This is a genomic window from Nonomuraea sp. NPDC049504, assembly GCF_040676845.1.
GTDB lineage: Bacteria > Actinomycetota > Actinomycetes > Streptosporangiales > Streptosporangiaceae > Nonomuraea > Nonomuraea salmonea.
Genome location: NZ_JBFAPT010000047.1, coordinates 13,781 through 39,501, shown reverse-complemented (window position 1 = coordinate 39,501; position 25,721 = coordinate 13,781). Strand labels below are relative to the sequence as shown.

Below are 25,721 nucleotides of genomic sequence, written 5' to 3'. Positions count from 1 at the left end.
TGTCCTGACCTGGGGGTGGTGGCCGGAGCTCCAGGCTCCGGCCACCACACCGGCTCACCCCCGGCGGGCCACGAACAGGTGCAACCCGGTGGCGGCGAGCGGGTGATCATCGCCCGGCAGCGTGAACATCGGGTCCAGGCCCGCCTCACTCAGCACCTTGAGCCATTCCTCGCGGGTGAGGAACACCCGGTCCCCGGCGTCGCGCGGATCGCCGGGATCGAGCCGCGGCCCGCCGGTTCGCGGCGACATCAGGAACTGCATCGAGGTCAGGATGGCGGGCATCTCCCGGCAGGTCTCCACGAAGACGAACAGACCGCCCGGCGCCAGCAACCGGCCGAGTGCGGCGACCGCGTCCGGTGCGTGGCGGGCGTTGTGGAGCACGTTCGCCGACAGCAGCACGTCCTGAGAGCCTGGCGGCACGCCCTGACCGGCCGGGCCGGCGTTGATGTCGAAGAGCGCGAACCGCACCCCGGGCCGGTCACCGAAACGTTCCTGCCCCAGTGACAGGAAATAGCGCGACACGTCGGTGAACAGGTAGTCGATGTCCTGGCCGGTCAGCGCCCGCAGCGCGTCCACCGTCGTGCCACCGACCCCCGCGCCCAGCTCCAGCACCCGCAGCGGCTCCGCCCGTCGTCCGGCCGCCCAGCGCAACGTCTCTCCGGCGGCGGCGTTGAGGTAGCGGTTGACGGTGTTCTCCCGGTACGCGCCATCGGCCGTGCTCATGTCGTCGCCGGCGAACAGCAGCGCCTGCACCGGCACCTCGTCGCGCAGCAGTTCGGGCAGCCGGTTCATGGCGGCCAGCAGGAACCGGGTCGTTTCCGCCGGATAGCCGATCGCGGCGCCGTCGGCCTCCAAGCCCCGGCCCGCCGCGACGACCTCGTCCCTGCGCACCTTGCGCAACCCGTGGAAGCGGCCCTGCGCGTCGCGACGCAGCAGCCCTTCGCGCGTGAGCGCCTCCAGCCAGCGGCGCAGGATCCACCCGTGCCGCTCAGCCACCTTCAGCGCGTCCATGATCTCGCCGGCCGTGGCGCCGTCCCTGATCAATCCAGCCGGACGCAGGGTGCACGCCATCGCCAGCAACGCCGCCTCGTCCAGCCGGTGCAGGAAACCCGGCAGCCGCGCGGCGTCCACGTTCGCGACCGCCTCGGCGGCCCGCGCGGCGGCGCGTCGCCGTATGTCCGCGTCCCCGTCCTGATCCTCGCCGGTGTCGGTGGCGGGTGGCTCGACCACGACGGCGATGTCGCGCTGGGAAGGCACCGACCGGCGCAGGACGGAACGCGAGATCTCCTGGAGCCGGCGGTGGGTGAACGCGATGAACGGGTCGTGCGCCGTCCCGCCCACAAGCTCTTGCACCGGCCGGGCCGCGGCGTCGGCCGGGCCGGCCACGCCCAGCGTCGCCGGGTCGCCGGGATCCGCCACCACCGCGGCGCCGGGACCGGCCGCGGCCCGCAGCAGGGACGGCGCCACCGCTCCCGGCCGATCGGGCCCGAGCACGGCGTTGGGGATGCCGCGCACGTGCACCGGCTCACCCGACAGCAGGGCCGTCAGCGCGCCGAGACGGTCGTCGCCGGGCAGCGACGTCCAATCGACCTCCTTCGGCACGGGAGGCGGGCCGGCGTCCACCCGCAGCACCGCGTCGAAGCGGTAACGGGTCAGCTCCGTGTCGTCGGTCATGGTCTTGGGATGGACCCGCAACCGGGCGGTCCGCCCGCTGTCCCGGGCCAGGTCCGCGGCCAGCCGCGCCAGTAGCGGCGGGTCGAACAGCAGTTCCTCGTCGCGGGCGGCACGGTCGGCGGCCCGCCGCGCGATCTCTCCGGCGGCGGTGGACGGGGCGGTGGCTTCCTCCACCCAGCGGGCGTAGGCGTGCAGCAGCCGGGAGTCGCGGACGTCACCGACGATCACCGAGCCGCCCGGCGCGACCAGCCCCATCACGTCGCCCAGCACCACCCGCAGGTAGTCCACGCCGGGGAAGCACTGGGTGACCGAGTTCAGCACCACGCAGTCGGGACGGCCTCCGGGCGCGCCGATCTCCTCGAGCGCGGCGCGGACCGCGGGGGTGTTCGCCTCGTGGGCCGCCGCCCGCACGATCGCGGTCCGGGGAAGGCCACGGGCACGGAGGGCGGCGACGGCGGCGGCCGAGACATCGGTGCCCACGTAGCCCTCGACGTGATCGAGCAGGCGGTGCATCAGCAGCCCCGTGCCGCTGCCGAGTTCCAGGATCCAGCGCGGACCGGTGCCGAGCACCAGGTCGACGGTGTGATCGATCCACTCGCGCATGTGGGCGATGGGCAGCGGGCGGCCCGTGTCGGATGCGCGCCAGCCGGACAGGTCCAGGTCGGGGGCGTGCCGGGCGTCGTCGTGGGTGTAGGTCCAGTCGTAGACCTCGCCCCAGTGTTCCAGGTACTCGGTGACCAGGCCGCCGACGGGCCGGATGGTCAGGGCGGAGTGGTCGGGGCGGACGTGCAGGCGACCGTCGGCGCCCGGCCGGGCTTCGCCGATCCAAGGGTGGGCGAGCAGGGTCAAGGCCGCTTCGGCGAGCGGGGATTCCGGATCAGGGTGCACGGGTGTGGGTCTCCGTTCCGATGGCTTCAAGGGACAGCCGGTGGCCCGCCAGGTACAGCACGCGGTCGGCGCGGGCCGCGACCTCGCGGTCATGCGTGACCAGCAACACGGCCAGGCCGCCGGCGCGCAGGCGTTCCAGCAGGCCCAGCAGCCTGGCGGCGGTCACGCCGTCCAGCGCTGAGGTGATCTCGTCGGCGAGCAGCACGGTGGGGCCGGCGGCGAGCGCGCGGGCGAGCGCGACGCGCTGCCGCTGCCCGCCGGACAGTTCCCCCGGTCTGCGGACGGCCACGGCCGGGTCGAGCCCCACCTGCCGGAGCAGCCGCGGCACTTCGGCGTAGGCGTGGGCGCGGGGGAGCCGGCGAAGGACGCGCGCCGGCCGGGCGAGCGCCGTCGCCACGCGGTGGGCGGGGTTGAGCGCGCCGGCCGGGTCCTGGCCGACGAGCTGCACGGCCCGCAGCGCCGTACGGGGCCGCCGGTCCAGCGGCCAGACGAGGGGAAGCCCGCCGGACCACAGGCCGCCCGCCTCGGGAGGCAGCAGGCCGGCCAGCGCGCGCAGCAGGGTGCTCTTCCCGGCGCCGGAGGGCCCGAGGATCGCGACCAGCTCGCCCGGCCACAGGGTCAGCCCGGCGCCGGCCAGCAGCGTCTCGCCGCCTCGCGTCAGCCGCACCCCCTGCATCTGGAGCAGGGGCTGCTCGCCGCGAGCGGGTCGCGCGGCCAGGAGAGCGGAGCCGGGGGCCGCGATGCCCGGCACGACGACGGACGAGAGAGCGGGGGCGCGCTCCGTGGTGTCCGGAACTCCGGCGATCGAGGGAGCCGGGGCAGAGCCGGTGGTCGACGGGGGGCTCGTGGGCGGTGCGCCGATGGTCAGGACGCGGTCGGCGACGCGGGACACGAACTCCGCGTCGTGGGAGATCACGAGGGTCACCGACCGGCCGTCGCCGCGGCGCCGTCCGATGGCCTGGACGACCAGGTCGAGGGCGGCGGGGTCGAGCCCGCTGGTGGGCTCGTCCAGCACCAGCAGGCCGGGTTCGCCGAGCAGGGCGCGGGCGAGCGCCACCCGCTGAGCCTGGCCGCCGGACAGCTGGTGGGGCGGGCGGTGCCACAGCCGGTCGGCGTCCAGGCCGAGCGCCGTCAGCATGGCCCGCACGTCGGCCGGTCGGCGAGAACGGTCCTCACCGACCAGGGCGCCCACCCCGAGCAGCGGATTCAGGGAGCCGGCCGGGTCCTGGTCGAGCAGGCCGGCGTGCGCCCTGCGCCACCGTCGCGCGGCCCGCCCGGGGCGTACCGGGCTCCCGCGCCAGGTGACGACGCCGTCCGTCCTGCGCAGCCCGGGACCGAGGATGTCGAGCGCGGCCCGGACGAGCGTGGTCTTCCCGCCGCCGGACGGGCCCGTGATCGCGACGACCTCTCCGGGACCGGCGTGCAGGGCGCCTCGCGTGACGATCGGCCGCCCGCGGCCGTCGGCGACGGTGAGCCCCGCGACCTCCAGCACGGCGCCCCCGGCCGTCCGCCCGGCCGTCCGCCCGGCCCGGGCCGCGGAGGGGCCGTCGCGCCTGGCGGGCACGGAGAGGTCGTGCCTGCCGGGCACGAAGGGGTTGTCGCGCCAGGCCCGGGGCACGGTGCGCGGGCCGGGCGAGGCGTCGAGCGCGGCCGACAGCAGCAGGGACGCCAGGGCGAGCACGGTGAGCGCGGCGGCCGGGGCCACCAGGGCCGCCGGATTGAGCGTCGCGCCCGGCAGGTTCTCCCGCAGCATCGATCCCCAGTCGGGCGCCGGCGGCTGCGGCCCCAGGCCGAGCATGCCGAAGGCGGCGGCCAGCTGCACCGCCATGACGAAGCGGAGCACCACGTCCGCCGAGGCCAGCCCCGCCACCGACGGCAGGACCTCCCGCACGACGATCGAGACGGCCGTCTCACCCCGGCAGCGGGCCGCCTCCACGTAGCCGGTGTGGCGGGCCTGCCGTACCAGGTCACGCACCATCCGCAGGCCCAGCGGTGCGCCGCCGCACACCGTGCCGGCGACCACGGCGGCCGGCGCCGGTAGCGCGACGGCGAGCACCAGCGCCGTCAGCATGAACGGCGCGGCCAGCAACAGGTCGGCCAGCGCCGTCAGCCACCGCCCGGTCCGCCCGCCCGCCCAGCCGGCGACCAGCCCGCCCGCGACGCCCGCGAGAGCGGCCGTCATGGCCGCGACCAGCGCCGTCAGCGTGAGGTCGCGGCCCCCCGCCAGCACGCGTGACAGCACGTCACGCCCGGCCACATCGGTGCCGAGCGGCCAGGCGGCGCCGGGCGGCGCCCACGGCATGCCGATCGACGCGGCCGGATCGTGCGGCGCGAAAGCACCGCCGCACACAGCCGCCAGCACGGTCACCGCCGCCAGCCCCGCGGCCAGTCCCGTGGCCAGTCCCGTGGCCGCCCCGTCACGCCGGCGCACGGACACCTCCCCGTTCCTGATCCGACCACGCGCCGAGCACGTCCGCGACCGCCGACCCGGTCAGCACCACCACGGCGGCGAGCATCGCCACGGCCTGCACCACGGGGGTGTCACGGGTGCCGATCGAGCTGACCAGCAGCTCTCCCAGGCCGGCGTAGCCGAACATCATCTCGATCACCGCGGTCGCCGCGACCAGCGCGCCCCCCGTCATGGCCAGCACCCGCACGGCCGGCGCCAGCAGGAAGGGCGCCACGTGCCGCAGCGCCACCCGGTGGCGCGGCAGGCCGCGCGCCACCGCGTCCCGTACGTGCGGGCGCCGCACCGTGTCGGCGACCGCGCCGCCGAGCAGTCCCGCGCCGAACGCGGCGGCCGGCACCGCGAGCGAGAGCGCCGGGAGCGTCAGCCGCTCCACGTCGAACACCGGCGCGTCCGCGGCGGGCAGCAGCGACACCGGCGGCAACCAGCCCAGCACCACGGCGAACACGACGATCAGGCCGGTCGCGAACACCACCTGCGGGACCGCCGCCACCGCCGTCACCACGGTCGACAGCGGCTCGCGCCATCGCGGCGCCGCCGTGCCGACCAGCCAGGCCAGCAGCAGCGTCAGCGGAACGGCCACCGCCAGCGCACAGCCCGCCAGGGTGAGCGTGGCGGGCAGCCGCTCGGCGACGATCTGGGCGACCGGCCGGTCGGTGACGAGCGAGGTGCCCGCCTCGCCCCGGCACAGCCCCGCCAGCCAGGACAGATAGCGCTGCCAGGCGGGAACGTCCAGCCCGAGCTCGGCCCGCAGCCGTTCGAGCTGCTCGGCGCCGGCCCGGCCCCCGGTACGGCTCCGCGCCGCGTCCGAGGGCAGCAGCTCCGTCGCGCAGAACACCAGCACCGACACCGCGACGAGCAGGACCAGCGCCCGTGCCAGCGCCACACCGGCGACACGTGTCATCACCCGTCCAGCCGGACCTGCTCGATGAAGGCCAGGTCGAACCCGGGTCCGTCAGGCAGGCCGGAGACGCGCGACGAGGTCAGGTCGAGGCCGTCGCCGAGACCCCACACCACGTATCCGCCCTCCTCACGCAGTTCGCTCTGGAGCTTTCCGAGCGCCTTCCGCCGGCGCGTCTCGTCCTCGATCGCCATCGCCCCGTCGTAGGCGGCGTCCCACTCGGGGCGGTGCCAGGCGGTCTCGTTGGTGGGGGAGTCGCTGAGCAGGGAGACGCGGGCGACGTCGGTGAACGGGATGCCGCCGAAGAAGCCGGTGTAGAAGTCGCTCTGGGCGAACACCTTGGTCCAGTAGGCGTCCGGCGGCTCGGTGGTCACCCGCACGGTGATGCCGGCCTCGCCGAGCTGGCCGGCGAACAGCGTGGCGGCGGTGTCCATCCCCGGGTAGGAGGTGGTGGTGGCCAGCTCCAGGACCAGGCCGTCGGCGTGTCCGGCCTCCTTGAGCAGTTCCTTGGCGCGGGCGACGTCCCTCGCCCGCTGCGGCACGCCGGTCGGGCTGGAGGGATCGGCCGGGGTCAGCAGGTCGTTGCCGAGCTTCCCGTACCCCAGGAAGACCTTGTCCAGCAGTTCCTGGCGGTCGGTCGCGAGTTTGATCGCCTCCCGCACGCGGGGGTCGTCGAACGGCTTGCGATCCAGCCGCATCACGAACGGGTACATGGTGACGGCCGGGCGGTGCACGACCTTCAGGTTCGGGTTCCCCGAAACCTGGCGGACGGCGGCGGGGCTGACGCTGCTCGCCACGTCCGCCTGACCGGAGATCACCGCCTGCGCGCGGGCCTGCGGGTCCGGTACGGCCATGAGCTCGATCCGCGGCGTCGGCGGCGGGTCGCCCCACCACCGGTCGTTGCGTTCGAGCACGGCCCGCTGCGCGTTCCCGCTGGTCATCCGGTACGGGCCGGAGCCGGTCACGGGGCGGTCGAAGGCAGTGGTGCCCTCGGGAACCACGAACGTGAACGACGCCAGCGCCCGCGGCACCTCGGCGTACGGCTTGACGGTGACGAGTTCGAGGGTGTGCTCGTCCACGACCCGGGAGGCGTCCATGTCGAACATCGCCATCCGGCCGAAGTTCTCGGCGGCCTTGTCCGCGATGCGGCGCAGCGAGAACAGCACGTCCGCCGCCCGCACGGGCCGGCCGTCGGTGAAGGTCACGCCTTGGCGCAGCCGGATCGTCCACGTCGTGAGCTTGTCGTCGGCCTCGAAGGAGGTGGCCAGCCGCGGCTCCAGGGTGCCGTCCGGCTGGAGGGTCGCCAGGACGTCGTACATCAAGGCGAAGCGGGTCAGGTCGGACTGGTTGCCGACTCCGCCGTGCGGATCGTAGATCGCGGTGGCGGGGGCGCCGACCGCGACGTACCGCAGCGTCTGGACGGTCTGACCCGCCGGGGCGGCGGAGCCGCCGGCATCGCCGCCGCATCCGGCCGTCACCATGGCCAGACCGAGCGCGAGAGCGCCGAGGCGTGCGGGCAGGGAGATCATCAAAGGGTTTCCGTTTCTCGTGCGGTTCGGTCAGTATCGGGCGAGCACCCGGTTGATCAGCTCGGCGAGCCGGGCGATGGCGGGCGGGCGCAGCACGCCGTAATGGTCGGTGTCCAGCCCGTGGATCTCCAGCGGGCCGGCCAGATGGCGGCCCCAGCCGAGGTCGGGCAGGTCCGGCGGGGTGTCGTCCACGCCCATGCCGATGCCGGAGTTGCGCGACGCCCGCCGCTCCGCCCGGACCAGCAGGGCGGTCGCGGCCGGGTCGGCCAGCCGCCGGGGCGTGTGGGCGCCCAGGCCGCGCAGGTGGCGGGCGAAGACGGCGACCCGTTCCCGCGGGTCCTCGCCGCGGCCCAGGAGCCGGTGCGCCCGCAGCCGCGCCGCGACCGTCTCCCACCGCTCATCGGCAGGTGTCGCGAGCAGCGCCGCACGCTCCTCCGGCGTGCCGACGCCCAGGTCGAGCCCGAGGTACGCCTCGAACGCGCCGAGCTGCCGTGCGGCCGCCTCGGCCATCTCGTCGCCGGGCAGCGGCGTGATGTAGGTCGGGTCGTTGGAGTCGACCATCAGCAGCAGCCCGACGGCGGCGCCGTCCTCGTGCAGCTGACAGGCCACCTCCTGGCCGAGGCTGCCGCCCATCGACCACCCGCCGAGCAGATAGGGCCCGTGCGGGCGGTGCCGCCGGATCGCCTCCCGGTAGCGGCGGGCCAGTCCGGGCAGGTCGTCCGGGGCGGGTGCCCCGGCCAGCGCGGGGTCGGTGAGCGCGACGACCGCGAACCGCTCGTCGAGCAGCCGCGACAGCTCGGCGTAGCACAGCACGTCCCCGCCGGACGGGTGGAGGAGGAACAGGGTCCGGTCGCCCGTGGCCTCCCGCATCGGCACCACGAGGTCGTCGTGGCCACCGGACACGGCGGCCGGCTCACCCCGCGCCGGAGGAACGACGCTCTCGTCCCACGCCGAAGGCTCGATGGCCAGGCGGCGCACCCGGGCCGCGTACCGGGCGAACATCTCGTCCACCTCCGCGTCCGGCAGCAGCCCGGCGACGGCATCCCACTGCAGCAGCAACTCCTCGCGCTGCACCAGCACCTGGTGGTCCAGCCACGTCTGCGGAGTCTGGCTGAGGGCGTGCACCTGCTCGCCCACCCACTGCAGGTCGGGCCGGCCGCCGACGAGGTCCTCCAGACCCAGGGCGCTGGTGAACACCACGGGCACGGAACCGGCGCGGCCCTGCCCGGAGGCGCGTTCGGCGAGGAAGTCCAGCGCCGAGTAGGCGCGGTGGTCGAGGTCGGAGAAGAGCCGGTGCTGGGTCCGCTCCGCCTGCTCGGCGAAGGTCCCGGCCGCCCGCCGGTCCACTTCGTGCAGCAGCAGCGAGGTGAAGTCGCCGACGACCCTCTCGACGTCGGGGTGGATCGGCGGGCGGTCGAACAACGTGAGCGTGAGGGCGAAGTGCTCGCTCCCCGACCACGCCGCCAGCGTCTCGGCGTAAGCGGTCAGCAGGACGGCGGCGGGGGTCAGCCTGCGCCGGGCCGCCTCCCGCGTGAACTCCGTCCACTGCCCGGCCGTCAGCCGCGCGGTGCGGCGGACGAACCGCGGAGCACCGTCGGGCACGGTGACGGGCAGCGGTGCGGGGCCGGGCAGCGTGTCCAGCCGGGCCCGCCAGTAACCGGCGGCGCGCCGCCAGTCGTCGCCTGCGCGGGCCCGTTCCAGGGCGCGCACGCAGGCGGCGAAGTCGATGCCCGGCTCGGGCAGCGGGGTGCCCGGGTGCTGGTAGAAGTGGCGGACCTCCCGATCGATGATCCAATAGCTGCCGGCGTCGCAGACCAGCACGTCCACGCCGATGAACAGCCGTACCCGTCCCTCCGGCAGCAGGGCGGCCTGGATCTGCACCAGCGGCCAGCGATCGGCCGGCCCCGGATCACGGGAGATCCGTTCACGCAGCCGCGCCAACCGCTCGGCCGCGGCCGTCGCGCCGGCTTCCCTCAGGTCGTGCACCCGGATCCGGTACGGAGGCACGTGGTCGAGGACCTTCAGCCGCCCCTGGCGGGTGACGATCGCGCGCAGCATCGCGTGCCTGGCGATTACCTTTCGCCAGGCGCGCTCGTACCGGGCAAGGTCCAGATCCGGACAGTCGTACTCCAGGTAGAACTGGCAGGCTATGTCGCCCAGCGCGTAGCCGCCCTCGCGGCCCACCCAGTAGGCGTGCTGGACGCGGGTCATGGGGAAGGTGCCGTCCGTGTCCTCCTCGCGTGCCGTTGTGACCTCGGGCTCGGCGGGCTGGACCGGCTCGCGGACGGTCAGCAGCCTGGCGAGCGCGCCGACCGTGGGGTTGGCGATCAGGTCCCGCAGCCGCAGCCGCACCCCGTGCGATTCCCGCAGCAGGGCGAGAATCCGGGTGGCCAGCAGGGAGTGCCCGCCGAGGGCGAAGAAGTCGGCGTCGGCCGAGGTCACCGGCACGCCCAGCAGCTCCGTCCACAGCTCGGCCACCGTCCGCTCGGCGGGGGTGAGCGTGCTCTCCTGCCCGGGGCCGGCGCCCTGCCGAGGTGGCGGGGTGTAGGCGGCCTGGGCGGCGCGTTCGCTCAGGCCGGTGGTGGAGACCGCGACCACGGGCGGGCGGGTGCGGCGGCGGGTCACGATCCGGTCCAGCGCCGCCATCCCGGTCCGGGCCCCGAGCGCGAACGCCAGCCGCACCGTCCGCTCCGTCCCGGCGGGGCCGACCTTCCAGGCGTCCCACACCACGCTGACCCATCGGGTCGCACCGGTGCCGGTCTCGGCTTCGGCCAGGGCGTCCAGGTAGCGGTTGGCCGCACAGTACGGTCCCATGCCGATGCCGCCGACGAGGGTGCCCGCCGAGGACATCAGCACCACGTCGCGGGGCCTGCGCTCGGCCGCGATCCGCTCGACCGCCTCGCGTAGCGCGAGCGCTCCGGCGATCTTGGCGTGCACGTGCTCCGTGACCTGGCCGGGGCCGGCCGCGCGCAGCGGGCGCAGGTCGGCGGTCGCCACCACGCCGGCCGGGTGCACGACCAGGTCGATCGGCCCTCCGGCCGACAGCTCCCCGAGCAGCGCGGCCGTGCCCTCGGTGTCGGCGGCGTCCAGCCGCCGGACGTCGACGGGCAGTCCTTCCTCGGCCAGCACGCGCAGGGACGAAGCGCGGCTTCGGGCGGCGGGATCGGCGTCGTCGGGGGAGGGCCGCCCGCTCCGGGAGGTCACCACCACGCGCATCCCCTTACGGGCCAGATGAGCGGCGGTGGTGAGTCCGACGTCGCCGAGCCCTCCGATGATGAGCGCCGTGCCGCCCGCGGAGGCGTCCGGGGCCGGTACGGGCCGCCAGGGGCTGATCGCCCGCAGCCAGCGTGCGCCGCCGCGCAGGGCCGGCTCGGCTCCCGAGTGCTCGGTGACGAGGAGGTCGGCGAGTTCGGCGGGCACCGCCTCGGCCAGGTCGGTGTGCTCGTCCACGTCCAGCACGCGCCAGCGCACACCCGGCTGCTCCTGGGCGATGACCCTGGGCAGGGCGTGCAGCGCCGCGGTGGCGGGATCGGGTCGGTCGGCGCCGCTGACCCGCTGCGCTCCCCGGGTGACCTGCAGGAGCACCCGGGCTGACCGCTCTCCGGTGAAGAACCTCTCGGCCAGCCGGGCGTGCGTCAGCACACCGTCGGTCACCGCCTCGGGATCGGCGCGGTGCGTGGCCCGCCGGCCGGCCAGCACCACCACGCCCGTCCACTCGGTGCCGGGACACTCGTCCGCGCGTGCCGCGGGGATCGCCTGAGCACCGGCCGTGGACAGCGCCTCGACCACGGCGGTGACCTCGGCCTCGTCGTCGCCGGCCACCGCCCACCGGCCGTCCGGCGCGGCCGCCGGATCGAGGGGGGCGACCTGCGTCCAGACCGGGATCTGCAGCGGCTCGTCCTCGTCCGGCTCCTGCGCCGCGGTGACGGATCGGGCGGGCCGCTCGGGAGGATCGATCCACAGCCGCCGCCGCAGGAACGCCTGCCCCGGCAGCGCGACCCGCCGGCGCCGGTGGTGCATCGCCGCGAAGTCGGGCTCCACGCCGTGCGTCCACAGCCGGCCGGCCGTTTCGCGAAGGGCCGCCAGATCGCTGTCGTCCCGGTCGGTCGCCAGAGTGGTCAGCGCCGCCCGCAGCCGTGGCAGGCGGTGGGCCCGGGTCAGGGCCGCCAGCGCCCCGCCGGGCCCGACGTGAAGGAGCACGACCGGCGGCCCTGCGGCCGGGTCCACGGCTGTGCGCAGTGCCTGGGAGAACCGCACCGGCTCACGGAGCTGCCGCACCCAGTGGCCTGCCGTGCACAGCTCCGTGGAGACCGCTTCCCCTGTCAGCGTGCTGACCACCGGCACCGCCGGTGTGGCGGCGACCAGCCCCGTCGCGGCCGCCTCCAGCCGGGGCAGAGCCGGTTCGACGAGCCGCGAGTGCGCCGCCCCGTCGAACCGTAGCCGAGCCGGCTCGTGTCCGGCGTCCCTCAGCGTCTTCTCCAGCGCCGCCACGGCCGGCTCCGGGCCGGAGACCACGCACGCGCCGGGGGCGTTCAGCGCCGCCAGGTCGATGTCCGGATGGCGGCGCAGCAGGTCGCGGGCCTCGTCCTCGCCGAGCGGCACGGAGAGCATGGCACCGTCGCCGGCGGCTTCGGCCATGGCCAGGGAACGGACGGCGACGAGCCGTACCGCGTCCGGCAACGGCAGCGCTCCGGCGACCACGGCCGCGGTGTACTCGCCGAGGCTGTGCCCGAGGACCACGTCGGGGCGTACCCCCCAGGTCTCCAGCAGCCGGGCCGTCGCCAGGCTGACCGCGAACAGAGCCGGCAACCCCGGCACCGGCCCGCGTACGTCGTCCTCCGCGCCGCGGATGACCCCGCGGATGTCACGGCCCAGGTGGGCGGAGAACAGCTCGGCGCACTCGTCCACGCACGCGGCGAACGCCGGCTCGGCGTCGTACAGGGTGGCGCCCATGCCGGCACGGGCGCTGCCGCCACCGGGAAAGGCGAACACGAGCCGCGGCGGCACGTCGGGCACGGCGACCGGCGCCGCATCGCGCAGCGCAGCCGCGAGGCTCCCGTCCTCGGCGACCACGCTGACCCGATGACGCTGGTGGCGACGGCCCTGCTGCAGCGTGTACGCCAGGTCCGCCGGCGGCAGGGCGGGCGTGCTCTGCGCCCAGGCGGCCAGATCGGCGACCGTCTGCTCCAGTGCCTCGGGGGTGTGCGCCGACAGCACCACGGGGTGCGGCCGGTGGTCGGCGGGCGGCTGGGGCCGCTCGGGCGCGGGCCCGACGACGACGTGGGCGTTGGTGCCGCCGATGCCGAACGAGCTGACCCCGGCCAGCTCGGGACCGTCCCACCGGCGCGTACGGCTCACCACCTCGAACGGCGACCCCGCCAGGCCGAGCAGCTCGTTGACGGGCTCCGCATGCAGCGAGGCGGGCAGCACGCCATGCCGGATCGCCAGCACCGTCTTGATGAACGACGCGATCCCGGCCGCGGAGTTGGCGTGCCCGAGATTGCTCTTGACCGAGCCCAGCCCGCACCAGGCGGGGCCGGCGTCGCCGAACACCTGGCGCAGCGCGGCGACCTCGATCGGATCGCCCAGCCGGGTGCCGGTGCCGTGTGCCTCGACGTAGCCGATCTGACGGGGGTCGACGCGGGCGACCCCCAGGGCCTCGGCGACGGCGCGGGCCTGGCCGCGTACCGAGGGGGCGGTCAGCCCCGTCTTGTCCGCTCCGTCGTTGTTGACGGCCGATCCGTGCACCACCGCGAGCACCGGGTCGCCGTCGTCCAGCGCGTCACGCAGCCGCCGCAGCACGACCGCGCCCACGCCCTGGCTGTAGACGATGCCGGTGCCCTCAGCGGAGAACGGGCGCACCTTGCCGTCCTCGGAGTAGATGCCGTCGGGAGTGGCCAGGTATCCCCGGCCCTGCGGGACGATCAGGGAGACGCCGCCCGCCAGCGCCGTGTCACACTCACCCGACAGCAGAGCCTGCACGGCGAAGTGCACCGCGACCAGCGACGTCGAGCAGGCGGTGTTGACCGAGACCGCCGGGCCGGTCAGGTCCAGCCGGTAGGCGACCTGCGCGGGCAGGTAGTCGGTCTGCGTGGAGATGGCCGTCTGCAGGCTGCCGCCCGGATCCTCGCCGCCGCCGGTGGGGTCCCAGCGTCCGTACAGGTTGGCCGCCAGGTAAGCGCTCTGCGCCGCCCCGGCGAAGACCCCCACCGCTCCGGCGCCGCGGCCGCCCCCGTGCCCGGCCTGCTCGAGCGCCCGCCAGCAGATCTCCAGGAACAGCCGCTGCTGCGGGTCCATCAGCGCGGCCTCGCCGTCGGTGAGACCGAACGGCTCGGGATCGAACAGGTCCTGGCCCTCGATCAGCCCGGCCACCGGCACGTACGCGGGGTCGCGGCGCAGCCTGCCGGGCACCCCGCGCGCGGCCAGCTCGTCGTCGGTGAGCCACGTCAGACCTTCACGCTCTTCGACCAGCAGCCGCCACAGTGCGTCCGCGTCGGGCGCGCCGGGGAAACGACAGGCCAGACCGGTCACGGCGACCAGGTCGTCATGGGCGTTCATCGGGTGCCCTCCTCGGCCTTGAGCCGGGCCAGCCGCCTGGCCTGGGCCCGCCGCGTGGCGTCGCCGTTCCCGGCCGGCGACGGAGGCGGGACCGCCGCGCGGCGTTCGGTGATGTGCAGCGCGAGCGCCCGGACCGTGGGGTGGTCGAACAGGTCCACGACGGTCAGGCGCGGGTCGAGCAGCTCGGTCAGCCGCACGTGGGCGCGGACCAGCGTCAGCGACGTGGCCCCGAGCCGGAAGAAGGGCACGCTCGGATCGACGTCCGCGCCGTCGAGCAGCTCGCTCAGCACCCGGCTCACCACCTGCTCCACCTCGGCGTCCGGCCGCACCGCCGCCGGCCTGCCGGGCGGCGCCGCGAGCCTGGTTCCGGCGTCCGGCACCGGCGTGCCGGACGGGGGCGCGGCCCCCGCCTGCGGTCCTGCCGGATGGGGTCGGCCGGGGGGCGTGCCGGGGCCCTCCGTGTCCGGCGTGCCGAGCAGGACCGGCAGCTCGATCAGCGTGCCGTCGGCGGCCAGCCGCTCGCCGAGCGTCAGGCCGCCGGGCGCCGCCGTGCGCAGGCGTTCCGCCCAGCCTCCGGCCGCGGCCATGGCGCGCGCCGGGGACAGCGTTCCGGCGGCGATCCGCACGGTGATCTCCAAGCCGTCCTCGACCGCCTCCCGGATCAGCGCGACGAAATCCGGCTCATGAGCCGCCGGTGCGGGCGCGGGCGGAGCGGCCGCCTGGCGCCGGTAAGGGTTCGGCAGCGTCTTGTAGTCGATCTTGCCGTTGTCGGTGAGGGGGAACTCGTCCACCAGCACGAACCGGCTGGGCACCATGGAGTCGGGCAGGCGCTCCCGCAGGCGGGCGGCGATCTCCTCGTCGGCGGGCGGCCGTGCGGGATCGGCCGCGGCCACGTACGCCACCAGCCGTGGCCGGTCGTCCGGGCCGCGCACCGACAGCGCCACCGCGTGCTGAACGCCCTGGACGCGGCGCAGCACCGACTCCACCTCGCCCAGCTCGATCCGATGCCCGCGGATCTTGACCTGCCGGTCCATCCGGCCCAGGAACTCGATGGTGCCGTCGAAGCGCCAGCGTCCCAGGTCACCCGTGCGGTACAGGCGCCGGCGCAGGACCGCGTCGGTGATGAAGCGCTCGTCGGTCTGCCGCGGGTCACCGACGTAGCCGCGCGCCAGCCCGTCCCCGCCGATGTGCAGCTCACCGGCTCGTCCCACCGAGCACGGGCGCCCTTGGTCGTCCAGGATGTGGAAACTCTGGCCGGGCAGCGCGCGGCCGTACGGGATGCTTGCCCAGGACGGAGACACCTCGCCGATCGGGTGGCAGATCGACCAGATCGACGCCTCCGTGGCACCGCCCAGGCTGATCACCTGGGCGTCCGGCGCCAGGGCGCGGATGCGGTCGGGCAGCGTGACCGGGATCCAGTCACCGGACAGCAGGACCAGCCGGAGCGACGCGAGCGCCCGCCGGGCCCGGTCCGGGTCGATCTCGGCGTACTCGACCAGCATCTCCATCAGCGCCGGGGCGGTGTTCCACACCGTCACCCGATGGCGTTCCATGAGGTCTAGCCAGTGGCCGGGGTCGCGCCCGCGGGCGGCGTCCGGCAGGACGAGCGCGGCGCCCGCGCCCATCATGCCGAAGAAATCGTGGACGGACAGGTCGAAGCTGAAGGCCGACAGCGCCAGCACGCGGTCCTCGGGGCCGACGGGGAACCTCTCGCTCATCGCGTCGATCGTCGTGCGCGCGGCCCTGTGCTGGATGCCCACGCCCTTGGGCCGCCCGGTCGAACCGGACGTGAAGATCACGTAAGCGAGGTCGTCCGGGCTCGGCCGGCGGACCGGTGCCGACGGCTCCTCCTTCTCCAGGTCGGGCAGCCGGTGCACGCTCACCGTGCCGGGCCAGGAGGCAGGCCCGCCATCCGGGGGCACCAGCGCGTGGCGGATGCCGGCCTGCTCGCAGACGGAGGCGATCCGCTCCTGCGGCCAGGCCGGTTCGACCGGCACGTATCCCGCGCCGCTCGCGCAGACACCGAGCAGGGCGGTCACCTGGTCGACGCTCTGGGGGAAGGCGACCGCGACGAGATCGCCGGGGCCGACGCCCAGGGAGGCAAGGACGGCGCCGATGCGTTCCGCCCGCCCGGCCAGCTCCCCATGGGTGAGGCCGCCGCCCGCGGCGAGCAGCGCATGCCGGTCGGGCATGGCGCCGGCCACGGCGCGCAGGGGATCGGTCAGGAGGGGACCCACGTCCGAGCGGCCGTTCAGCGGCTCGTCGGCCAGGAACGACGGGTCCCAGCCGAGGGCGGCGTCGTGCCAGGCGCCGGGCTCGGCGGCCAGCCGGCGCAGCAGCCGGTGGTGCGCGTCGCGCATGCCTTCGACGAACCCGTCGGCGAACAGCCCCTCGACCGCGTCCCAGCAGATGCGCAGCCTTCCGTCCTCGTCGTGGACGATGTGGTCCAGAGCCACCTGAGGAGTTTGGGAGACACCGAAGACCTCCTCGCCCAGCCAGCTCGCCGGCGAGTCCTCCGGCGCCAGGCCGATGCCGCTGGTGAAGACCACTGGATGGTCGGGGGTGAGCCGGGCCGGCGTCGCGGCCGCACGCATCACCTCGACGGCCGAGACGGCACGGTGCTCCAGGTCGGTCCAGAAACGCCGGTTGACCTGAGCCGCGAAGTCCTCGAACCCCTTCCAGCGCCGCAGGTCCGCCCGCGGGAGCTCGACGAGGACCGTGGTGGTGAAGTCGCCGACGACGTGTGCCAGCTCGGGGTCGTCGGGGCGGTCGAACAGCGTGGTGTTCAGGCAGAATGCCTCGTCGGCGCCCCAACGGGCCAGCACCAGCCCGAACGCGGCGAGCAGCACCCCGGTGGGGCTCAGCCCGCGCCGTGCCGCCTGCTCCTTCAGCGCCTGCCATTCACCGCTGTCCAGCTCGGCGTACGTGCGATGGAACCGGTGAGCGTGCACGTGCGCCAGGTCCTTCGCCCACGGCAGGCGCGGGCCGGGTGGCAGCGACGCGGCCCGGTCCCTCCAATACATTAGGTCGCGTTCCCGTCGTCGCGCCTCACCGGGATCGGCCTGCCGGTGGCGGACGACCTCGGCGAAGGCCGTCGGTATGGAGGGCAGTTCGGTGCCGGGATCGGCGACGAGCCGTCCCCATTCGGACATGATCTGCATCCACCCGCTCATGTCCAAGGCGAGGATGTCGGTACCGAAGAAGATCCGGGTGCGGCCGTGGGGCAGGAAGGCCGCCCGGACGTCGAACAGGGGCCACCGGTCGGCGGGGCGCAGCTGGTGGGAACATTCGTGGCGCAGCCGGCGCACGCGCTCGCGCACCTCGTCCGGCCCTGCCCCGCGCAGGTCCTCCACGGCGATCTCGTACGGGCCCGCGTCCGGCAGGATGTGCTGACGGCCCTGCCGGTCGACGATCATCCGCAACATGGGATGGCGTCGCACCAGCCGGTTCCATGCCCGCGTCAGGTTCGCCAGGTCGGCCTCGGGATCGCCGGTCTCGCGGTCGTACTCCCGGTAGTAGTAGGTGGCGACGCCACCCAGCGGGAAGGCCGGATCCCTGCCGATCCAGTAGGCGGTCTGCAAGGGGGTGAGGGGGAAGCCCTCCTCTTCGGTCGTTCCTTCCGGGTCGGCCATGCCGGCCGTGACGGTGCGGACCGTCGCGGCGCCGAGAAAGGCCGTCATCGGCAGGTCGAGGCCGAGATCGCGGAGCCGTCGACGCAGCCGGACGGCTGTGAACGACTCCAATCCCAACGTGGTCAGCGCAGTGTCGGCGGCCACTTCCGCGGCCGGGAGCCCAAGGACCTCTGCGACGAGATCCGTGACGTCCTCAACGGATACGGGGGAGGGGGGCGCTTCCGGCATGGGTCTCCTCCAGATATACGCACGACGGCCAAGAGCAGCACAGTCTCACTCAGATGTGCAGTGATAATCATTATCATGTTCTTTTGTCCGCCTCTAGAGCCTGTGCTCGCTATCGGCCTGTTTGGAGGAGAAATGTCGGCTTCGGGGTGGCTGCGCAGGGTGAGCGACGCCTCCTCGACCGGAGCGCCGTCGCGGCCTCGCGCAGGTGAGCGTCTCGCACCTCCTGCCGCCGAGGGCGCGAGCGCGGCTGGGGCCGCCGTACCTGAGTCAACACATCCTCAACGAGTCCTCCACATGCCCCGCCTTACCGTCGATTCCGCAAGGTCAGACAAGGTGTTCATCCATCTCAGGAGAGGAAGCGATCGTCATGCGGGTTCGTATGACCATGGCCGCACTCGCCGCAGCCGCGGCGGTCTCGCTGGCGCCGGGCGCGGCGGGCATCTCGGCGGCCTCCGCTCGGCCAAGCCCTGCCGTCACGAGCAGCGTCTCCGCCTCCCTCACCGCTGCTTCGACCGCAGCGGCGAAGTGGCACTTCATGGGAGTGTTCGCCGTCAAGCAGGCGTGCCAGGTCGCGGGGCGCTACTACAAGGCCATCGGCTACGCGAAGGACTACAAGTGCAACAAGATCCTGGTGGGGCCGCTCCACCGCCTCTACATCCGGAGGTGAGCCGGCGCGGCGGGCCTCCCGACGGGAGGCCCGCCGGGGATCAAAAAAGCCTCACTGACGGACCATTTCTTTTCCGGACCATGAACCAACCCCCCTGCGGCCGGCCCGTCAAATGCCCGCAAAAACCCGATGCCATTCACTATGGCCATCCGTCAATGCTGTGGCTATCATCAAGCGGTGATGATCGACTCCGCAGGAGGTAGTTGATGGGTCGCATCAAGAAATTCGCCGTTTCGGCGGCCGCCGCGGCCGGGATCGCCGCCGCGACGACTCTCCTTTCGCCGGCTTCTCCCGCTCAGGCGGCGATCTGCAGCACAGACGCGCAGATCGGCACTCCCGGCGGCACCGGCTGGGCGCTGTGCAGCGGCACTGGAGTGACGCAGACGCGGGTCGTGCTCTTCTGCCAGAACAGCAGCGGTGGCTACACCACGCTGTACGGCCCATGGGTCGCCGATTCCGTCAAATCAAACGCTAAATGCAGCAGCACTTCGTGGCCGATCTCGGTCGGATATCAAACGCTTTGATCCGCCACCGGCTCATGGACGCGATAAATAGCGTTAATCGCGTCCATGAGCGCAGCACTGGAATGCGCCGGAAATAGGCCGCACACCCGGTCGGGCGGGTCCGGGCGCGCTCAAATCCATGGATGTACCTGTCCCGGTCCACGGGGGACGGCGGGCCTGTTTCGGCCCACAGGCGCTTCTTGGTCTGCGCTGCTTCGATGGGGCAGGCGTCCCGGACGCCATCGCCGCCGAGGTGTGGCCCGTGGCGGCGTGATCACCACGCTTCTCGCCGTGATCCTCTCTGCAGGCCGTCACCCGCATTCAGCCCGCGCTGACGGACCTCCTGCGGGCGCTCGTCCCCGTACGCCGAGGGCTCCTCCACGGGCCGCCCCCGGCGAAGGCGTACCTGACGCCCCGCCTGGCCGATGGCGCGGGGCCTACTTCGACTCGACGCGTCCGATGGGCGGGATGGCGGCGGCGAGCGCCGCGGTGGCCCGCGTCCACGCCGGGTCCTCGGGGTAGAGCTCGCTGCGCAGGTAGGCCCAGATGAGCGCGCGTACGGCGCTCGGCGTCGAAGATCTCCGGGAGGGTCTTCGGCCCCGGCGCCGCCGTGTAGGCATCGCCGCGCCAGTCCTGCCGGTCGGAGAAGGAGGCGTTCCAGTCCTTCTCGCCGACGACGACGAGCACCTTGGGCGTCATGCCGGTGAAGTCGGTGCCGGTGAGGGCGGCGTGAGGCTGCGCCGCCGGGCCGTTCATGTCCTCGTCGCGGCCGGGGCGGCGATCATGGCGCGGGCGCCGAAGCGGTCGTCGACGGGGCGTGACGAGCATCCGAACGAAAAGTCCCGTCTTGAGTGATGGTGAGGCGGCCGGCGGCTTCTCTGGTGCTCCGTCGCGGGCGGAGCTGGAGCGGTTCTTCTACCTGGACGACGCGGATCGGGCGCTGATCGCCGAACGGCGTGGGACACACGCCCGCCTCGGCTTCGCCCTCCAGCTGACGACAGCCCGCTACGTCGGGCGCTTTCTGACCGACCCGCTGGACGTGCCGACGAGGTGCTGGTGTGCCTCGGCGAGCAACTCGGGATCGAGGATGTCCCGCACACAGATCGGCTGCGTCCACGGGAATGATGTACGAGTTCGGCCCCGTCATAGGCGTGGTGCCGTGAAATGAGGATGAGTGTCCCTTCCGCATGAGGACGGCTGACAGGGCCCGCGCTGACCTCTGGCACGGCACCTTGGTCGGGACGGTTTCCAGTGGAGTCGTTCGGGTCTTCGTGTCGTCGAACGGTGTCATCGGCCTGCTGGGGGATACACGGTGTCGATGAGGTCGGTCAGGAACGCGTCGAGGTCGTCGAGGCCGTACGCCGTGAGCGTTTCGGGCGGTTGGGTGAGCAGGTACGTCAGCGCGCTGTTCACGCACATTGTGACCATGGCGGCGCTTCGCCGGGTCGCGGGCAGGTCGGCCGCTTTGTGCGCTTCCAGGTGCAGTGCCAGGTCGGCGCGGGTGAGCTCAGCCATCGTCTCCTGCAGGCGCGGCCGACGCGCGGCCTCGGCATGCAGCTCGATGTAGGCCAGGACTCTGGACCTGTTGGCCGTGAGGGCACGGTCGAGCAGCTCGCGTAGCAGCGCGACCAGGTGCCTGCGCCCTTGGATGCTGGCGGCTTTCATCACCTGAAGATCGGCCCAGTAGCGCTCGACGCAGCGCTCGGCCGCCCCCTGCAGGAGGGCGTCGCGGTTGGCGAAGTAGTTCTTGGCCGTGCCCTCGGGCAGCCCGGCCTCGTGGTCGACTGCTCGATGGGTCAGCCCTCTGCCGCCCTGACGGGCCAGCACCTCAATCGCGGCGTCACGCAGCAAGTCACGCCGATCCCGGTTCTCCGCCATGGCCCTCATCATCGCAGCTTGTCCGTTCACCACATTAGTGGTACCACAGATGTGGTACTCGATGAAAGGAAGAGCGATGAACGGAACCGCCGCGATCGTCGGAGCCGGAATCGGCGGACTGGCGACCGCCATAGGACTGCGCAGGATCGGCTGGGAGGTGACCGTGCTCGAACGCTGGCCGGAGATCAATCCTGAAGGCACGGCGCTCGGCATACGTCCCGACGCTCAGGCCGCCCTCGCCCAGCTCGGCCTGCGCGAGGAGTTGCTCCGCCGTACCGTCCCCTATCGCCGGGCCGTCATCCGTACGCCGCAGGGCGAGCGGATCGCGGACCTCCCGTTGAAACGCATCGAGCGCAAGGGCGGCGCTGCCGTGCTCATGCTGTCCAGGACCTCGCTGATGAAGATGCTGGTCGACGCGTTGGGGGACACGGCGATCAAGACCGGCATGAAGATCACCGATCCGGAAGCCCTGCGTGGGCGATATGACCTGGTGGTGGGAGCGGACGGGCTGCGCAGCACAGTGCGTGAGGTCTATTTCGGTGCCACGGTGCGGCCACGTTACGCCGGGATCGTGGCCTGGCGGGGCGTCGCGCGGTTCAACCCGCCGTCGTACGGCGAGACCTGGGGGGCCGGACAGGTGTTCGGCATCACGCCCCAGGAGCCGGGGGTGACCAATTGGTACGCCGCGGTGGCGACACCGGAAGGCCATCGGGAGACCCTCGACGAGCTGCGCGCCCGCTTCGCCGGCTGGCACGACCCGATCCCGCGCCTGCTGGCCGAGGCCGATGAGGAGGCCGTGCTGCGGCATGAGATCTACGATCTGTCCCCGCGCCTGAGGTCCCTGATCGCCGGCAACGTGGCGCTGGTGGGTGATGCCGCCCACGCCATGACCCCCTCCCTCGGGCAAGGCGCGTGCCAGGCGCTGCTGGACGCGGCCGCCCTCACCATGTGCCTGGAGACCGCCGGCGACGTGGGATCGGCATTGCGTGCGTACGACGCCCGGCGCAGACGGCCCGCTCAACGTGTCGTGGCCATGTCCCGCCAGATGACGAGGTTGGCCGGCCACCACCGGGAAGGCCCCCGCAACATCCTCATGCGCCTGCTGCCCGCCTGACTCGCCTTCACCGATGGCCGGGCGAGGGTGGTGAGCAGTACGGAGACGTTCGCCGTGAGCAGGACGACCGCCGTGGCCGCGGCGGGCCAGGACGATGGTGGTGCGGCGGCTTCCTGCCCGGTCATATGTGCGCCGTAGAAGATGGTGGCGTTCCATGCACGGGTCGCCGCAGGCCGCCGTGTGACATCCGACACGTAAGTCATGCAGAGACTGCTCCCTCAACTTCTCGCGTCCGGGGCGGATGAGCAGTCAAGCCGAGGCCGTGCGCGACTTTCCAGAGTCGGGTACAGCGAAAGCCCGGAGATCAGCAGGCGCTGGCGGCCATAGCGGTCGGATAGGTCGCCTGCGGTCAGCAGCAGGCCGGCGTAGGCGAGGGTGTAGGCGCTGATGATCCATTGGATGTCGGCGGGGGTGGCGTGGAGCGCGCTCATCAGCGCGGGGACGGCCAGGTTGAGGATGGTGTTGTCGATGACCAGGACGAGCAGGCTCAAGCAGAGCGCTACGAGGATCCACCAGCGGCGCGGGTGCGCGGTGCCCGGGACGTGCATGAGGCTCTCCACACGTAGGGGGCGGGCCGAGGGTTGGTGCCGGTACAGCCGGTGCTGTGGTGCGCCGGCCGTACCGGGTCACCGGCTTTCGCTCTGGTGCTGTTCGTAGAGCAGGCCGTAACGGTCGATCCGCCACAGCTGGGCGAGCACGAGCAGTACGGTGCCCAGCACGACCGGCCAGATCTCCAGGGCGATCAGTCCCCAGGCGATGAAGGCGAAGCCGATCAGGCCGGCCACGATGAGCAGCCGTAGCACCACGCGATGTGCCGCCGGAGCCTTGCCGTCGACGTGGAGTTGCTCACCGTAGATGCCGCGCGCCGCCCAGTTGGTCGGCTCGACCGCCGCAAACAGATGGACGTTCAGCCAGAGCCAGATGACGACGAGGGCAACACCGGCCAGTGACCACCAGCCGATCCACTCACGGCTCCAAACGGCCAGTTCGAAGGCGGGAATAGCGGCGAACCGGGTCCAGACGCTCCATGGATTGGCGTGTTTCTTCCATGCCTGGGCGGTCATGCCGTGCGCGCCTGCGACTACGTTCTTGGGCTTCACTGCTGGCTCTCCTAGGGCGTCAGGGAGGTCGCCATGGCGCGATCTCCGCGCCTCAGAGAGTATAGAACTTTCAGATATCTGTAAATTCTCTGAGAACTTGGAGTGATTGATAGAATTCAGGCATGGACACCGACCAGCGGCTGCGCGAGGCCGCCGAGAAGCTGGCGCTGACCCTGGCGCAGGGCGGCATGCAGAAGACCACCGCGCGGGTGATGACCGCCCTGCTCTACACCCGGCAAGAGTCGATGACCGCCGCCGACTTGTGCGAGCAGTTGTCCATCAGCTCGGGTGCGGTGTCCACCGCGGTCAAGCAGCTGATCCCGCTCGGCCTGATCGAACGGGTGCCGGCCCCCGGCAGCCGCCGCGACCACTATCGTTTCCGCCAGGGGGCTTGGGCCAGCTTGATGTCACAGCAGAACGCGATGCTGGCCACCATGAGGGATGCCGCCCAGGAAGGCCTGGACGCGGCGGGCGACGACGGCATCGCCGGCCGGCGCCTTCACGAGATGAAGGACTTCTATGCCTACATGACCGAGCAGCTGATCCCGCTCATCGACAGCTGGCGCGAACGCTATGCCGCCCAGCATGCCCACGCTTCCCGGTAGCGGCTGTCAACGGCCTGACGACGCCCGGTTGGGGCTCATGACAGGCTGGTGAACGCGCACCTGCTGTTTCGAGTGTCGGATGCACCCCTGCCTGCTCATGCGGGCCGCTGCCGAACGCTGCCGTCCGTCCCTTGGCCGAACCGTTCTCGTCGAGAAGGAGGGCAGGGCCGGCCAGGATGGGCCGGTGGTGTGGACCTGGCTCCTGGCGGCCCCCTTCAAGAGTGAAGAGGTAGACGTCACGGCTCGCTTGCGCCGCTCCGAACAGGGAGGATCAATCGGATACGGCGTATCGGCCCAGGTCTTCGCGCGCCGGGGTTCGGGGGAGGCCGCGCTGCGGGGCTGGGGCGAGAGCAGCCGAGTAGATCTCCGCACGGCGGATCAGAGTCGGTGGAGGACCTCGTCGAGCGCACGGGCCAGCTCTTCCTCATCGTGGGCATCGCTGCGCCAGGCCACGAAGCCGTCCGGCCTGACCAGCGCAGCACCCTCAGGGCCGATGCCGTGGGCGCGGGCCACCTCCTCCTCCACCACCTGCACGTCGGCGTCCGGGCTCCGCCACGCGGGGGAGGGGGTGAGCAGGACGAAGGCGGAGCCGTACAGGTCGAGGGTGGAACGGCCGCCGGCGAGCGGAACGTGCGGCGCGCGGGTGCCGGGCGTGCCGTCGAGCAGTCGCGGTTGCACGGGCTCGCCGGGCCGCTCCCCGTCCACGGGGTAGCGATATCCCATGGAGACCGCTCCGTAGTCGATGACCTGGGGCCCGCGGCCCGGCCCCATGCGGGCGCCGAACCTGGCCAGCGCCTGCCCCATGGTCAGTTCCCCGACCGGCCGCCGCTCGGCCTGGTACGTGTCCAGCAGCCCCGCCCCGGCCCGGCCGGTGATCACCCAGGCGAGCTTCCATGCGAGGTTGTGGGCGTCCTGGATGCCGGCGTTCGCGCCGAGCCCGCCCGTGGGCGGCCACACGTGCGCCGCGTCCCCGGCCAGGAAGACCCGGCCGCGCCGGTAGCTCCTGGCCAGGTGGGCGCCGATGGGGAAGGCGAGCACCGTCAGGTCGGTGCCGGGAATCTGGGGGTGCAGTCGCACCTCGGCGTCCGGCAGCCCGGCGGCCTCGCGGACCATGGCGGCCACCCGCTCGTCGTCGTAGTCCTCGGCCGCGCCGTCCAGGCCGGTGCCGAAGACCCAGCGCCTGCCCTCGGTGTCGTGGGCCATGAGCATCGTGTACGGGCGGGGCCGCTGCAGGTAGGCGATGCTGAGGGTGCGGCCGCGCAGAGCCGGGTTAAGGTCGGCCTCGACGATCGCGGTCAGCGTGGTGAACATCGGGCCGGGCCCGTCCACCTCGATGCCCAGCCGATGGCGTACGGGGCTGTGAAAGCCGTCGGCGGCCACCAGGTATCCGGCCCGCACGCTCTCGCGCACCCCGCTCGTCCGGTCCAGGAGGGTGGCCGTCACACCCTCGCCGTCCTGCTCGAACGCGACCAGCTCGGTGCCGAAGCGCAGGTCGGCGCCCAGCTTGCGGGCCTGGTCCCGGACGATGACCTCCAGCCGGTCCTGGTCGATCGGGCCGAAGCCGCACGGGCTCGACCCGGACCCGTCGTCCTCGTCCGGCTCCTCGGGGGAGGCGTGCTCGCCGGCGAGGGTGTCGGCCACGACCGGGGTCCAGGTGAATCCGCCGCCGACGTAGGCCGCGTCCCTGATCGCCTGCTCCAGCCCGGCCTGCCGGTAGAGCTCCATCGTGCGCGGGGTCAGGCCGCGGGCGCGGGGATGGGTCAGCAGGTCCGGGTGACGCTCGACCAGCGTGCAGCGGACGCCGTGCCAGGACAGGAACAGCGCGGTGGTGAGGCCGGTGATGCCGCCGCCGACGATCAGGACGGGGACGTTCCGCTCGCTCATGATGATCAGTTCCTTTCGTGCCGTCCGTGACGGGCCGGTGGGTCCGTCACGGACCGGGGCCGTATCCGTCGCGCAGCCGCTCGCCGCGCCCGG

At 73.1% G+C, this 25,721-nt stretch carries 15 protein-coding genes and 1 pseudogene; 5 read left to right on the top strand and 11 right to left on the bottom strand.

Annotated features, from left to right (window positions below; translation table 11 throughout):
- Window positions 1-54 precede the first annotated feature (54 nt).
- The 6 genes from AB0K28_RS48250 to AB0K28_RS48225 are packed head-to-tail and all read right to left on the bottom strand — an operon-like array spanning window position 55 to window position 17,877.
- Window positions 55-2,562: a methyltransferase gene (locus AB0K28_RS48250; RefSeq protein ID WP_364384459.1), complete on the bottom strand. Its 2,508-nt coding sequence runs from the start codon at window positions 2,560-2,562 to the stop codon at window positions 55-57.
- A complete protein-coding gene (locus AB0K28_RS48245) occupies window positions 2,552-4,993 on the bottom strand; it encodes an ATP-binding cassette domain-containing protein (RefSeq protein WP_364384456.1) in 2,442 nt (813 codons plus the stop codon). Before AB0K28_RS48245 ends, AB0K28_RS48250 begins: the two co-directional genes overlap by 11 nt.
- Complete coding sequence (locus AB0K28_RS48240; RefSeq protein WP_364384453.1) at window positions 4,980-5,933, bottom strand: ABC transporter permease; 954 nt, start codon at window positions 5,931-5,933, stop codon at window positions 4,980-4,982. Before AB0K28_RS48240 ends, AB0K28_RS48245 begins: the two co-directional genes overlap by 14 nt.
- Entirely contained in the window at window positions 5,933-7,459 is a 1,527-nt protein-coding gene (locus AB0K28_RS48235) for an ABC transporter substrate-binding protein (RefSeq protein ID WP_364384450.1), read from the bottom strand. The genes AB0K28_RS48240 and AB0K28_RS48235 overlap by 1 nt, the downstream gene beginning before the upstream one ends.
- Before the next feature lie 30 nt (window positions 7,460-7,489).
- Entirely contained in the window at window positions 7,490-14,017 is a 6,528-nt protein-coding gene (locus tag AB0K28_RS48230; RefSeq protein WP_364384447.1) for an SDR family NAD(P)-dependent oxidoreductase, read from the bottom strand.
- A complete protein-coding gene (locus tag AB0K28_RS48225) occupies window positions 14,014-17,877 on the bottom strand; it encodes an amino acid adenylation domain-containing protein (protein WP_364384444.1) in 3,864 nt (1,287 codons plus the stop codon). Before AB0K28_RS48225 ends, AB0K28_RS48230 begins: the two co-directional genes overlap by 4 nt.
- A 367-nt stretch (window positions 17,878-18,244) precedes the next feature.
- Between AB0K28_RS48225 and AB0K28_RS48220 the strand changes: the two genes are divergently transcribed.
- Window positions 18,245-18,544 carry a hypothetical protein gene (locus AB0K28_RS48220; protein WP_345408166.1) on the top strand — a complete coding sequence of 100 codons (300 nt, stop codon included), beginning with the start codon at window positions 18,245-18,247 and terminating at the stop codon, window positions 18,542-18,544.
- Window positions 18,545-18,750: 206 nt separating this feature from the next.
- On the top strand, window positions 18,751-19,068 hold the full coding sequence (locus AB0K28_RS48215; RefSeq protein WP_345408164.1) for a hypothetical protein: 318 nt from the start codon (window positions 18,751-18,753) through the stop codon (window positions 19,066-19,068).
- Window positions 19,069-19,368: 300 nt separating this feature from the next.
- On the opposite strand, the gene AB0K28_RS48210 is transcribed toward AB0K28_RS48215, so the two are convergent.
- Window positions 19,369-19,803, bottom strand: coding sequence for a hypothetical protein (locus AB0K28_RS48210; RefSeq protein WP_345408162.1), 435 nt, complete (start codon window positions 19,801-19,803; stop codon window positions 19,369-19,371).
- Between the two features lie 91 nt (window positions 19,804-19,894).
- On the opposite strand from AB0K28_RS48210, the pseudogene AB0K28_RS48205 reads away from it, so the two are divergent.
- Window positions 19,895-20,092, top strand: a pseudogene (locus AB0K28_RS48205) (DUF4158 domain-containing protein); the annotation flags it as partial.
- 242 nt (window positions 20,093-20,334) lie between these two features.
- Here the strand turns inward: AB0K28_RS48205 and AB0K28_RS48200 are convergent.
- The gene (locus AB0K28_RS48200; protein ID WP_364384439.1) at window positions 20,335-20,925 is read right to left on the bottom strand and encodes a TetR/AcrR family transcriptional regulator; all 591 of its coding nucleotides are present in this window, start codon (window positions 20,923-20,925) and stop codon (window positions 20,335-20,337) included.
- A 76-nt stretch (window positions 20,926-21,001) separates the two neighbouring features.
- Here AB0K28_RS48200 and AB0K28_RS48195 point away from each other — a divergent pair, with 76 nt between their 5' ends.
- The gene (locus AB0K28_RS48195; RefSeq protein ID WP_364384436.1) at window positions 21,002-22,039 is read left to right on the top strand and encodes an FAD-dependent monooxygenase; all 1,038 of its coding nucleotides are present in this window, start codon (window positions 21,002-21,004) and stop codon (window positions 22,037-22,039) included.
- Window positions 22,040-22,257: 218 nt separating this feature from the next.
- On the opposite strand, the gene AB0K28_RS48190 is transcribed toward AB0K28_RS48195, so the two are convergent.
- A complete protein-coding gene (locus tag AB0K28_RS48190) occupies window positions 22,258-22,587 on the bottom strand; it encodes an MFS transporter (protein WP_364384433.1) in 330 nt (109 codons plus the stop codon).
- A 78-nt stretch (window positions 22,588-22,665) separates the two neighbouring features.
- Window positions 22,666-23,139 (bottom strand): DUF6653 family protein, encoded by a 474-nt coding sequence (locus AB0K28_RS48185; protein WP_345408154.1) that lies wholly within the window; start codon window positions 23,137-23,139, stop codon window positions 22,666-22,668.
- 122 nt (window positions 23,140-23,261) lie between these two features.
- On the opposite strand from AB0K28_RS48185, the gene AB0K28_RS48180 reads away from it, so the two are divergent.
- Complete coding sequence (locus AB0K28_RS48180; RefSeq protein WP_345408152.1) at window positions 23,262-23,744, top strand: MarR family transcriptional regulator; 483 nt, start codon at window positions 23,262-23,264, stop codon at window positions 23,742-23,744.
- A gap of 378 nt (window positions 23,745-24,122) precedes the next feature.
- Here AB0K28_RS48180 and AB0K28_RS48175 read toward each other — a convergent pair whose 3' ends face one another.
- Window positions 24,123-25,628, bottom strand: a complete 1,506-nt coding sequence (locus tag AB0K28_RS48175) for an FAD-dependent oxidoreductase (protein ID WP_364384428.1) — start codon at window positions 25,626-25,628, stop codon at window positions 24,123-24,125.
- Window positions 25,629-25,721 lie beyond the last annotated feature (93 nt).

What these genes read in the sequence shown, in the direction of transcription:
- AB0K28_RS48240 (WP_364384453.1), bottom strand. Translation starts at nt 5,933, where the DNA reads ATGACACGTGTCGCCGGTGTGGCGCTGGCACGGGCGCTGGTCCTGCTC.
- AB0K28_RS48235 (WP_364384450.1), bottom strand. Translation starts at nt 7,459, where the DNA reads ATGATCTCCCTGCCCGCACGCCTCGGCGCTCTCGCGCTCGGTCTGGCC.
- AB0K28_RS48230 (WP_364384447.1), bottom strand. Translation starts at nt 14,017, where the DNA reads ATGAACGCCCATGACGACCTGGTCGCCGTGACCGGTCTGGCCTGTCGT.
- AB0K28_RS48225 (WP_364384444.1), bottom strand. Translation starts at nt 17,877, where the DNA reads ATGCCGGAAGCGCCCCCCTCCCCCGTATCCGTTGAGGACGTCACGGAT.
- AB0K28_RS48220 (WP_345408166.1), top strand. Translation starts at nt 18,245, where the DNA reads ATGCGGGTTCGTATGACCATGGCCGCACTCGCCGCAGCCGCGGCGGTC.
- AB0K28_RS48215 (WP_345408164.1), top strand. Translation starts at nt 18,751, where the DNA reads ATGGGTCGCATCAAGAAATTCGCCGTTTCGGCGGCCGCCGCGGCCGGG.
- AB0K28_RS48210 (WP_345408162.1), bottom strand. Translation starts at nt 19,803, where the DNA reads ATGAACGGCCCGGCGGCGCAGCCTCACGCCGCCCTCACCGGCACCGAC.
- AB0K28_RS48200 (WP_364384439.1), bottom strand. Translation starts at nt 20,925, where the DNA reads ATGGCGGAGAACCGGGATCGGCGTGACTTGCTGCGTGACGCCGCGATT.
- AB0K28_RS48195 (WP_364384436.1), top strand. Translation starts at nt 21,002, where the DNA reads ATGAACGGAACCGCCGCGATCGTCGGAGCCGGAATCGGCGGACTGGCG.
- AB0K28_RS48190 (WP_364384433.1), bottom strand. Translation starts at nt 22,587, where the DNA reads ATGCACGTCCCGGGCACCGCGCACCCGCGCCGCTGGTGGATCCTCGTA.
- AB0K28_RS48180 (WP_345408152.1), top strand. Translation starts at nt 23,262, where the DNA reads ATGGACACCGACCAGCGGCTGCGCGAGGCCGCCGAGAAGCTGGCGCTG.
- AB0K28_RS48175 (WP_364384428.1), bottom strand. Translation starts at nt 25,628, where the DNA reads ATGAGCGAGCGGAACGTCCCCGTCCTGATCGTCGGCGGCGGCATCACC.